Raw genomic sequence first — 10,700 nt, 5'->3', positions numbered from 1 at the left:
GGGCGTGCTCCTCGACGATCCCGAGGAGGCCGGGGCCGTCGCCCACCGTCGCCACCGTCTCGATCCCGGCGTCGGCGAGCAGCCGGACGAGCTTCGTCCGGTCGCGTGACGCAGGGGGCATCCCGCAGCCTCGGGCCGATACTTCCCGATGCCGCCAGGCGCGCGCGTCAAGCGCTGATGCTCCGGAGGTGATGGAGGGCGGTCGGCGTGCGCTCCGAGGTTCGCTTGCGGGCCGTGCCAGCGGCTTTCCGCTGGCCAGCCCCACCACGTGAAATGAATGGCCGCCGCCCGGAACCGAAAGCGGCGATATTTCCCTGTGAGAGTGGTCCAGGGCTCGAGTCCGTGCCACCGGCCCCAAGGCAGCTCTGTGTGATGAGCCCAGAAAGCTGACTCTCAGCTGGCGGGCTCTGTGGCCGGGGTCCCGACCACGGTGGCTGCCAGCTGAGAGTCGGTTCGTCTCAGGCGGCCGGGGTGTAGATCTGGTTGATCACGCCGGTGGTGAAGGTCTCGGATGTGGTCAGGTCCAGCTTGATGGTGTCGAGGCCGTCGAACCAGCGGGCGCCCTTGCCGACGACGATGGGGTGGACGAACAGCTGCAGCTGGTCCAGAAGCCCCGCCTCCAGCAGGGACCTCACGAGGGTGAGGCTGCCGGTGACGGCGATGTCCTTGCCCTCGGAGCTCTTGAGTGCGCGGAGCCTGGCGGCCACGTCACCACTGATGATCTCGGTGTTGTTCCAGGTGGCTTCGGTGAGCGTGGTGGTGACCACGTACTTCTTCTGGTCGTTCATGAAGCCGGCGAACTCGTCCTGGCTGGTGGGCCAGTAGGCGGCGAACTCCTCGTACTGGACACGCCCCAGCAGCATCGCGTCACAGCCGGCCATGGCCCCGCCGACTGCGTTGCCCATCTCGTCGTTGAAGTACGGGAAGTGCCAGGTGTCGGGGGCCTCTGCCACGCCGTCCAGCGACACGAACAGGCTACTGATGATCTTGCGCATTGGATTCTCCTCACCTAAGGGGTGAACCGTACCGTACGGTACTGCCCGGCGGTACGGTACCGTACGGTACTGTTCGGACAGAGTCAATGTTCGTTCTGGCAGAGCAGAACCAGGAGAAGCGACGATGCCGAAAGCCGAACCTCCGCAGGCGGGCGCCGGGGAGGATCTCGCCGCGCAGACGCGGCGCCGGATCATGGATGCGGCGATGGAGGTGTTCCTGCGCGACGGCTACGTCGGCGCGAAGACCGACGAGATCGCTTCGGTGGCTGGAGCGTCGAAGCAGACGATCTACAAGCACTTCGGGCGCAAGGAGAAGCTGTTCGAGCAGATCATTCTCGATCGCCTGGGCGGCATCGATCAGCTCTTCCAGGCCGCCCTGGGGGAGCTGGCGATCACCGATGACGTCGAGACCACCCTGACGGCGGTCGCGCGCCAGTTCGTCCACGCCATCACGCAACCCTCACACCTGCGCGTGCGTCGCCTGGTCATCGCCGAAGCCGGTCGCTTCCCCGAACTCGGCCGTGCCTACTTCGAGGCAGGCCCCGAGCGAGTGCACGCCGCGCTGGCATCGTCCTTCGAGCAACTGACCCACCGCGGACTGCTGCGGATCGAAGACCCCGTCCTCGCGGCCAACCATTTCACCTGGCTGGTCGTCTCGATCCCGGTCAACAAGGTCATGTTCTGCGGTGAGGACGTCCACTTCGCGCCAGCCGAACTCGACCACTACGCCGACACCGCCGTTCGCGCCTTCGCCGCCGCCTACCGCGCGTCCTGAGCGGCTGAAACGTCCTCGGGTGTCGGTCTAGCGACGCCCGAGGACTCAGGAAAGCGGCAGGGATTGGCGAGCCACCGGAATCCTCGGCGAAGGGAGCCGCGTGCAGATCGTCTCGGCGGCCGCCGTGAGCTCGCCGAGACGATCCGCCGCTCGCGGGTGTGGACGTGCGGCGGGTGGTGCGGGGTCGGCATCAGGTGCCGTTGGAACGGTGCCACGGATATCGTCGGCCCATGAGCGAGACCCTTCTCGGTGAGTCGGTGACGTTGCGTCCGGCGACGACGGACGATGTGCCCGCGCTGGCGGCGATTCGCGCGAGGCCGGAGGTCCGCCGGTGGTGGCGAGGTGGAACCGACCTGGTCGCCGAGGTGGCCCGCGAGCTCGCCGAAACGGACACGGGGAAACTGGTCATCGAACACGAAGGCCGGACCGTCGGCCTGATCCAGTGGCACGCCGAGCAGGACCCCGACTACCGCCACGCCGGCATCGACATCTACCTCGACCCGTCAGTGCACGGTCGCGGCCTGGGGCCCGACGCGATCCGCACTCTCGCCAGGCACTTGTTCGACGACCACGGCCACCACCGGATCACCATCGACCCGGCCGCCTCCAACGCCGCCGCCATTCGCTGCTACGAGAAGGTCGGCTTCCGCCCGGTCGGCGTCATGCGCCAGTACGAACGCGACATCGACGGCACGTGGCACGACGGCCTCCTCATGGACCTCCTGGCCGACGAGTTGACCGACCGCGTCCAGGCGACGGGGGGCGGGATGAAAGCTCTGCCCGGCGAGTAGCCGCCCCGTGATGGGCCTGCCAAATCCACTGTCCGTTCCGGCGCCCGTCAGACCGGGACGCCGACGACCTCCAGTAGCCGCAGCCGCTCGGCGGTCTCGCTGCCCTCCGCCACGGTGAAGGCCATGATCCGCAGATCGCTGCCGAGCGCCGCGAGGATGTCGCAGTCGAGGGTGAGTTCGCCGACGCTCGCGTGACGGATCGTCTTGGTCAGGGGCTCGTGCACACCTACCACGCCGGAGTCCCACAGCACCGCGAAGTCACCGCTCCGGGCACGGAGCTCATCGATCAGTGCGGCCAGTCCGGCATCCTTCGGATAGCGAGCCGCCGCCGCTCTCAGGTCGGAGATGAAGGCGGCGCGGTTACCCGTCTCCCTGCTCATGGCCTGGGGGTATCCGGCGGGCGGTTCCACGAAGGACCACCACACCGCATTCCTCCCGAAGCCGCGCGACGCGGGCGGGTTGCCGAACAGCGCGGCCCACAACCGGTTCCACGTGATGAGGTTCCATGCGGCGTCGTACACGCTCAGCGGTGTGCCGGTCAGCCGATCCAGCAGGCGCTGCACGCCGGCCGGCACATGGTCGGAAATCTGTCCGGGGCCCGGCACCGCCTGACCGGCGAGCACGAAGAGGTGCTCACGCTCCGCCGTCGTCAGCCGCAACGCCCGAGCCAGCGCGGACAGTACTTGGGGGGACGGATTCGTCGACCTGCTCTGTTCGAGCCGCACGATGTAGTCGACGGACAAGCCGGTGAGCAGGGCGAGCTCCTCACGCCGTAGGCCTGGCGCGCGCCGGCGTCCATCGTCCGGCAGGCCGGCCTCGGCCGGTTTCGTGCGATCCCGCCAGGCGTGCAGGGCCCTGCCAAGATCCGTGGATCCGGTCATCTCCCCAGTATGGGCAGTCGGCCGCGTCCCGTCGTGGTACTCCCGGTCCACAGGCTGCGGCGGGTACTGGTTGATGCCCGCGGGTCCGCGGAAGGTGGATGTACCGGCCGACGGGCGGTGGCCGGCCGGGATCCACTCGCCGGTCGGGACCGAAGGAGCACGTTCATGAAGTATCGCAACCTCGGGCGGACCGGGATCAAGGTCAGCCCCTACGCACTCGGCACGTTGATGTTCGCCAGCCAGATGGGCAACGACCCGGACGAGTCGGTCCGGATCATCCACAAGGCGATGGACGCCGGGATCAACCTCATCGATACCGCCGACCGCTACGCCGACTCCGAGGACATCGTCGGAAAGGCCCTCAAGGGCCGCCGCGACGAGGTGGTCCTGGCCACCAAGGTCGGCATGCCCATGGGCGAAGGCGTCAACCAGCAGGGTGCCTCCCGCCGCTGGATCACCACCGCCGTCGAGAACTCCCTGCGCCGGCTCGGCACCGACTACATCGACATTTATCAGCTCCAGCGACCTGACCCGGACACCGACCTGGAGGAGACCCTTGCCGTTCTGACCGACCTCGTCGGGGCCGGCAAGGTGCGCGTGATCGGTTCCTCGACGACGCCCGCCTCGGTGATCGTCCAGGCTCAGTGGGCCGCCGAACGCGCCGGCCTGCAGCGGTTCCGCACCGAGCAGCCGCCGTACTCGATCCTGAACCGCGGCATCGAACGGGAGGTCCTGCCGCTGGCGCAGGAGTACGGCATGGGCGTCATGGCGTGGGGTCCATTCGGCCAGGGCCTGCTGACCGGCCGGGTGCGCAAGGGCGGTGAGAACGACCTCAAACGCGTCCAGTTCTCCCGCCACCTCACCGACGAGCGCCGCATCGACGTCGTCGAACGTCTCATCCCGCTCGCCGAGGAGGCCGGCCTGCCCATGACCCACCTGGCCATGGCGTTCGCCATCGCCCACCCGGGCGTCACCGCCGCGCTCCTCGGCCCGCGCACCATGGAACACCTCGACGACCTTCTGGCCGGGGCCGACGTCGTGCTGTCCGACGACATCCTCGACCGGATCGACAAGATCGTCCCGCCGGGCACCGAGGTCAGCGCGCTCGACCAGGAGTACAAGCCCCCGGCGTTGCTCGACCCCGCTCTCCGGCGTCGTCCCGCCGGGCTCCGGTCGGCGGCCTGAGCCCGGAGGCCGGGCGGCGGTCTGCCCAGGGAGGTGGTCCACCACGGTGTACGCGGTGGCGTTCAGCCCGGACGGCGAACGCCTGGCCAGCGCCCCACGCCGCCAGCTTTCAGTAGGTCTTCAGTGACAGGTCGGCGCCGGGCTCGTCGGACGGCTCGGTGAGCTGGGCGGTCATGGCGTCGAACATCTCTTGCGTGGGCCGGGCGAAGACGTACTGGCTGCTGTGGACGCCGATCTCCTGATCAGCACCTTGCGGGCCGCAGGCCGGAGAACAGGTCGTTCTCGGGGAGGGAGGTCTCTACGTGGGAGCGGGCCAGATGGTAGTCCTCGGTGGGCCAGACCTCCCGCTCGACGTCGCGGTCGTGCAGCATGAGGCCGGCGTTCGGGTCGATCTGGGTGGCGTGTGCGAGCAGTGCCCGGTCCCTGACGCCGAAGTATTCCGCGCAAGGCACCTGGGTGGTGAACTGTGGCGCGGGGACGTCAGCGGGGAATTCGGCCAGGACGGCCTGCATGCCTGAATCGATACCGCGGGCGGTCATCGCGTCATGCATGGTCTGGAACCAGGCCTTGGACAGGGCGCCGTGGTAGTAGAGCTTGAGCGGCTGCCAGGGCTGCCCGGTGCCGGGAAACCGGTCGGCTTCGCCTGCCGCCTCGAACGCCGCGACGGTCACTTCATGGGTTCTGAGGTGGTCGGGGTGCGGATAGCCTCCGGTTTCGTCGTAGGTGACGATGACGTGCGGGCGGAACTCGCGGATCAGCGCCACCAGCCGTCCGGCGGCCTCCTGGAGCGGGGCGAGGGCGAAGCAGCCCTCCGGCAGCGGCTCGCCGGCCGCCGGCAGGCCGGAGTCGACGAAGCCGAGGAATCGCTGCCGGACGGCGAGGACGTCCCGGGCGGTCTCCATCTCGGCCCGCCGGATCGCGGCGAGGTTCTCGCGCACCTCGGGCCGGTCCATGGCGGGGTTGAGCACGGTGCCGCGCTCGCCGCCGGTGCAGGTGACCACCAGGACGTCCGCGCCCTCGGCGGCGTATTTGGCGAGGGTCGCGGCGCCCTTGCTCGACTCGTCGTCGGGGTGGGCGTGCACGCTCATCAGGCGCAACGGTTCTCTTCGAGTGACTCGCATGCAGATCTTCCGTTGGTGAAGTCCGCCAGGCGGCGGAGGAAAGTGGTCGTGGTCGTGAGGGGCGGGCCGGTCAGCATCGCCAGGTGGAAGACGTGGGGCATGCCTTCGTAGACGTCGAGGGCGGCGTGAGTACCGGCGTTCTCGGCCGCCGCGGCGAAGCGGCGCACGTCGTCGGCCAGCACCTCTCGGGAGCCTGCTACCAGCAGCAGGTCCGGCAGTCCGGCGAGGTCGCCGTGCAGGGGCGACTGGGGCGCCTGATCGGGTCGTGCTCCCGCCAGGTACTGGGCGCGGACCCGTTCCAGGACGGCACGGTTGATCAGGTCCTGCCCGTCGTCGGCCTTCGGGGAGAGGCTGGACAGGGTCAGGTCGGTCACCGGCGACACCGCGACGGCCCTGGGCAGCGGCTTCCCCGCGGCCTTGAGCGCCAGCAGGGCCGACAGCACCAGGGTGCCGCCCGCCGACTCGCCGAACAGGACGACCTCCGCCGCTCCGCGGGTGAGCAGGTCGTCGTGCGCGGCCAGCACGTCGTGCAGCGCCGCCGGGTAGGGGTGGGCGGGGGCCAACCGGTAGTCGATCGCGAAGACGGGGCGGCCGGTGGCCTTGGACAGGTGGTAGGCCAGGAGCCGTTCCGCTCGCGGTTCGGTGTGCGCGAAGCCGCCGCCGTGGACGTACAGCACTACTCCCGCGTCGGTACCGGACCGCCCGGAGACGTTCACCCACTGGCCGGGCAGGCCGCCCGCGCCGGGGAGCGCGGGCGCCTGGTCGGAGTCGGCGGGCAGGTCGGGAACGCCGGCCGTCAGCAGGTCGAAACGGGCCCTGACGGCGGCGATCTCTTCGGTGGTGGCGCGGATGTGCATGGGTGCTTCTCCTCAGCGGCCCTTCCTGCCGCGCGCCGGCGGCTTGCGGAGCAGGGGCCTGGGGTTGGGACGGACGTTCTTGCCGTACGCGAACGGGGTCTTCCTGGACGCCGGCGGTGGGGTGATGCGCAGGTTCATGCGCGCTCCTCTCGTTGAGATGTGAGCAAACTTAGGCTGAGCATAAATATGTGTCAAGAATATTTTTGCACTCTGGATCGCATGACCGCTGGACTTCGTGAGCTGAAGAGGCAGCAGACCCGGCAGGCGATCGCCAACGCCGCGAGCCTGGCCAACGGTCGCCGGTCGGGAGGGCGTTTGGCCTGCTGGCCGGGTTCCGAAGACCTCCCCGTCTGGGCTTAGGGTGGGGCGCCATGGCGCTGCAACTTGTTCAGGTGAACTTCAAGGCTCGGGATGACTCGGCGCTTGGCCGGTTCTGGGCGGAGGTGCTCGGCTGGGGCACTTCCAGCGAGGGACCCGGCGTGACCAACCTTGAGCCCGTGGGCTTCGACTGGCCCGACCCGACTGCCGTCTGCGTCGACCTCGTCACCGTTCCGGACCCCGAAACGGTGAAGAATCGTGTGCACCTCGATCTCGCCACCACCTCCGAGGCCCACCAGGCGGAGCTGGTCGCGCGCCTGACCGATCTCGGTGCGACGCCCGCGGACGTGGGCCAGGGCGACGTCCCGTGGACGGTCATGGCCGATCCGGAGGGCAACGTTTTCTGCGTCCTGGAGCCTCGGGACGTCTACCGGGACACCGGGCCGATCGCCGCGGTGGTGGTCGACTGCGCGGATCCGCGGGCCATGCTGTGGTTCTGGGGCGAGGCGATCGGCTGGACCGTGCACGAGGAGACCGATGATCGTGTGGTGCTGCGCTCCGCCGAGGGCGTCGGCCCGTATCTGGAGTTCCTCCGCGCGCCCAGTGTGAGGACGTGGTGGAGCCGCGTGCATATCGATCTGCTGCCCGACCCCGTGGAGGCCAAGGACGCGGAGGTCGCCCGCCTGCGGGGTCTCGGCGCCACGGACCTTGACCTCGGCCAGGGCGACGTGCCGTGGACGGTCCTCGCGGACCCGGAGGGCAACGAGTTCTGCGTCCTCGGCCGGGGCTGACGCGGGCCGCGAAGAAAACCGCTTGAGCCCTCCTTCGGGGTGCCGTAGGTTGCGTGCGGCCCTGTCGCAGTGAAGACAAAGGACAGAACCGCGTGACCCCGCCTGCTCTTCAGACCTGACACCTTCTCTCGCTCACCTGTAGCCGACGCTCTCGTCGGCTCCGCCGGGCTGCCGTTGTGCGCCCGGTCGTTCAGCGTTCGAGGCCGCGCGTAATCGGCCTCGTGTCAGGTCTAGAGGGCTCATGTCTTCACAACCTCATATCGTGCTGCCCTGGGTCGTGCACCGCACCAGGCTGCCTCTGCTCTCGCTGCGGTGCGTGGACTGCCTCTCGGAGTCGGCCACCACCGGGGAGGGCAGGTTCCGCGTCAACGCCAACGGCAAGCTGCTGGACGTGTGGCTGCTGGTTCGCTGCGTGTCCTGCGATCGGACGCGCAAGGTCCCCGTGCACGAGCGAGTGCCGGTCAGGTCCATCGATCCGGTCGAGCTCCACGGCTACCGCGTCAACGATCCGGAACTGGTGGCGTCCAGGCTGCTGGATCCGCTGCTGGCCCGGCGCAACCGCTTCACCCTGGACTGGACGGGAGCCTGGCGGCTGGACGTCCCGTCGCCATGGCAGGACGGGGCGTGGCCGGTCCGGGTGGAGGTCGTCTTCGAGGATCCAGTGCCGGTGCGGCCGGACCGGCTCATCGCGCAGGGGCTCGGCCTCAGCAGGAACGAGGTGCTGCGCCGGATCAAGTGCGACGTTCCGCTGCGCCGTCCGAGAACCACCGGGTTCACCTTCACGGTGATGGCCAGGGACTAGCGAGGAAGGACCGGGCGGCCACCCGGCCCGCCCGGTCCTTGCCCCCGATACCGGCGGCCCTGCGCGAGTCGTCCTGCGGGCTGCGGAGTTCGGTCGGTGGCGGAATCCGCGCTGGTAGCGTCTGCAGGCGTGCGAGACCGGTTCGAGGCGTCGTTGCCGACGCGGTGGAAGGCGCCGCTGGTGGCGGGCGCGCTGGCGGCGCTGTCACCGGTGCTGCTCCTGGCGCCCCGCGGCGTGCCGGCGGAGGCCGGGCGCCCGCTGGTGACGGCGCTCGTCGTCGTCCAGGCCGCCGCGCTGTGGTGGCTGGGTTCGCGGCCCGCCGTGGTCACCGCGGTCGCGGTGGTCTGCGGGGCGGCCCTGCAGTGGCTGGTTCCGGCGGCCGGGACCGGGATCGCGTTGGTGGTGCTGAGCACGTTCGCCTGGCTGCGGCCGGCGCGGACGTCGCTGTGGGCGGCGGTGGGAACGGCGGCCGTCCTCGGCGCGGCGGCCGGCGCCGGCGGCCGCGGCGTCGCGGCGATCCTGTGGCCGGTCGCGGCGGTCCTGGCGTGGAGCTGGGGCGCGCTCGGACGGGCGTGGGCGGCGCGGCGGCAGGCCGAGGCGCGCCGGGCGGTGCTGGAGGAGCGGGCTCGCATCGCGCGTGAACTGCACGACGTCCTGGCGCACACGGTGTCGGTGATGGTGGTGCAGGCCGCCGCCGCGGACGACGTGTTCGACACCAGCCCCGAGAAGGCGCGGGAGGCGGTGCGGAGCCTTGAGGCGTCGGGGCGGGAGGCGCTGGTCGAGCTCCGCCGCTTCGTCCGCACGGTGCGGCTGCTGGACGGGGAGACCGCGGCGGTTCCCGACGGCGACGCCCTGGTGCCGCAGCCGACGCTCGCGGATCTGGAGCGGCTCGCCGGGACGGTGGAGGCCGCAGGGCTCCCCGTCCGCGTGGTGCGGGAAGGGCTGGAGGATGCCGACGTCCCGCCGGGCGTGGCGCTGTCGGCGTACCGGATCGTGCAGGAGTCGCTGACCAACGCCCTGCGGCACGCCCGCGCGTCCACCGCGGTCGTCACGGTCCGCGCGCGGGACGGCCGCCTGACCGTGGAGGTCCGCGACGACGGGACGGGCGGCGGCCGGTCGGCGTGGACGGGCGCCGGGCAGGGGGTCGCCGGGATGCGCGAGCGCGCGGCGCTGCTGGGCGGGACGCTGGAGGCCGCGCCGGATCCCGCGGGCGGGTTCCGGGTCCGCGCCCACCTGCCGCTGGAGGAGCCCGCCTGACGGCCCGGTGCTCACACAGCCTCGGAGACCGAGATCGCGCGTCGTCTGATGGTCACCGAGGCGAGGGGGAGGACGCGCGTGTCGTCGACTTCGCGCGAACTCGGGGTGTTCGCCTACGACCGCGGAGTGGTTCGGGTCCGTCTCTCCGTCTGAAGACGGAGCGCGCAGACCAGTCCGTCGCCGGAGGCGCGGAGGCGGGGCCCGAACCTACCGTCGAGGGATGGTCCCTCCTTCGAACCGGCGGCGGCAGCGGCGCGCCGCTGCGGCGCTGGTGCTCGTCGCGCCCGCCGTCGCCGAGCTCACGCTCGGCTCGGTCCCCGTGAAGATGCTGTGGCTCGTCGTCCTCTATGTGCCGATCTACGGGGCCGGGGTGCTGCTGATCCGCGAGGCGGTCCGCCGGACGGGCGGCGGGGCGGGCGCCCTGCTGCTGATGGGCCTCGCCTACGGCCTGGTCGAGGAGGGGCTGGCGCTGCAGAGCCTCACCAGCCCCCACCTGTACGGCGCCGCCGGGTGGGGGCCCAGGCCGTGGGGGGTCAACGCCCCCTACGCCGAGCTGAACCTTCCCTACCACGCGGTGTTCAGCGTCCTGCTGCCGGTCACGCTCGTCGAGCTGGCGTTCCGCGACCTCGGCCGGACGCCCTACCTGCGCCGCGCGGGGCTGGCCGGCACCGCCGCCGCGGCGCTGCTGGGGGCGGCGCTGTTGCGGGTGTCGGTGCCTCCGGTGGAGGACTCCGGCTACCTGCTGCCGGGCCGCGCCGCCCTGGTGGTCCTCGGGCTGGCGGCTGCGGCGGTGACGGCGGCGCTCGCCGTGCGGCCGGGGCGCGGGGTCCGCGCCCCGGCCCGCGCTGCGGTGCCGGTCCCCGGGCTGTTCCGGCTAGGGGCCGTGTGCGCCGTGGCGGCGTTCGCCTTCTTGGCGCTGCTGTTTCC

General features: G+C 70.8%; 11 protein-coding genes and 1 pseudogene. 7 read left to right on the top strand and 5 right to left on the bottom strand.

Annotated elements, in window-relative coordinates; all coding sequences use genetic code 11:
* Positions 1 to 458: 458 nt before the first annotated feature.
* Positions 459 to 995 carry a dihydrofolate reductase family protein gene (locus AB0C69_RS29010; RefSeq protein ID WP_360358336.1) on the bottom strand — a complete coding sequence of 179 codons (537 nt, stop codon included), beginning with the start codon at positions 993 to 995 and terminating at the stop codon, positions 459 to 461.
* Positions 996 to 1,119: 124 nt separating this feature from the next.
* Between AB0C69_RS29010 and AB0C69_RS29005 the strand changes: the two genes are divergently transcribed.
* Positions 1,120 to 1,770, top strand: coding sequence for a TetR/AcrR family transcriptional regulator (locus AB0C69_RS29005; protein ID WP_360358335.1), 651 nt, complete (start codon positions 1,120 to 1,122; stop codon positions 1,768 to 1,770).
* Positions 1,771 to 2,000: 230 nt separating this feature from the next.
* Entirely contained in the window at positions 2,001 to 2,561 is a 561-nt protein-coding gene (locus AB0C69_RS29000; RefSeq protein ID WP_360358334.1) for a GNAT family protein, read from the top strand.
* A gap of 47 nt (positions 2,562 to 2,608) precedes the next feature.
* On the opposite strand, the gene AB0C69_RS28995 is transcribed toward AB0C69_RS29000, so the two are convergent.
* A complete protein-coding gene (locus AB0C69_RS28995; protein ID WP_360358333.1) occupies positions 2,609 to 3,442 on the bottom strand; it encodes a helix-turn-helix transcriptional regulator in 834 nt (277 codons plus the stop codon).
* A gap of 165 nt (positions 3,443 to 3,607) precedes the next feature.
* Between AB0C69_RS28995 and AB0C69_RS28990 the strand changes: the two genes are divergently transcribed.
* Complete coding sequence (locus AB0C69_RS28990) at positions 3,608 to 4,627, top strand: aldo/keto reductase (protein WP_360358332.1); 1,020 nt, start codon at positions 3,608 to 3,610, stop codon at positions 4,625 to 4,627.
* Between the two features lie 242 nt (positions 4,628 to 4,869).
* Here the strand turns inward: AB0C69_RS28990 and mca are convergent, their stop codons facing one another.
* Genes mca through AB0C69_RS28975 form a run of 3 tightly spaced genes read right to left on the bottom strand, consistent with a single transcriptional unit; the run spans position 4,870 to position 6,743 of the window.
* Positions 4,870 to 5,715 (bottom strand): mycothiol conjugate amidase Mca, encoded by an 846-nt coding sequence (gene mca / locus AB0C69_RS28985; protein ID WP_360358331.1) that lies wholly within the window; start codon positions 5,713 to 5,715, stop codon positions 4,870 to 4,872.
* On the bottom strand, positions 5,715 to 6,605 hold the full coding sequence (locus tag AB0C69_RS28980; RefSeq protein ID WP_360358330.1) for an alpha/beta hydrolase: 891 nt from the start codon (positions 6,603 to 6,605) through the stop codon (positions 5,715 to 5,717). Before AB0C69_RS28980 ends, mca begins: the two co-directional genes overlap by 1 nt.
* 12 nt (positions 6,606 to 6,617) lie before the next feature.
* Positions 6,618 to 6,743, bottom strand: coding sequence for a hypothetical protein (locus tag AB0C69_RS28975; protein WP_360358329.1), 126 nt, complete (start codon positions 6,741 to 6,743; stop codon positions 6,618 to 6,620).
* 233 nt (positions 6,744 to 6,976) lie between these two features.
* On the opposite strand from AB0C69_RS28975, the gene AB0C69_RS28970 reads away from it, so the two are divergent.
* The 4 genes and pseudogenes from AB0C69_RS28970 to AB0C69_RS28955 form a co-directional block, all read left to right on the top strand.
* Entirely contained in the window at positions 6,977 to 7,714 is a 738-nt protein-coding gene (locus tag AB0C69_RS28970; RefSeq protein WP_360358328.1) for a VOC family protein, read from the top strand.
* A 262-nt stretch (positions 7,715 to 7,976) separates the two neighbouring features.
* Positions 7,977 to 8,516, top strand: coding sequence for a DUF1062 domain-containing protein (locus AB0C69_RS28965; RefSeq protein ID WP_360358327.1), 540 nt, complete (start codon positions 7,977 to 7,979; stop codon positions 8,514 to 8,516).
* Positions 8,517 to 8,645: 129 nt separating this feature from the next.
* Complete coding sequence (locus AB0C69_RS28960; protein WP_360358326.1) at positions 8,646 to 9,773, top strand: sensor histidine kinase; 1,128 nt, start codon at positions 8,646 to 8,648, stop codon at positions 9,771 to 9,773.
* 220 nt (positions 9,774 to 9,993) lie between these two features.
* A pseudogene (locus tag AB0C69_RS28955) lies at positions 9,994 to 10,700 on the top strand (hypothetical protein); the annotation flags it as partial.

It is taken from the genome of Actinomadura sp. NPDC048032 (assembly GCF_040653175.1).
Lineage (GTDB): Bacteria > Actinomycetota > Actinomycetes > Streptosporangiales > Streptosporangiaceae > Spirillospora > Spirillospora verrucosospora.
This window is presented reverse-complemented; position numbering and strand designations above follow the sequence as displayed.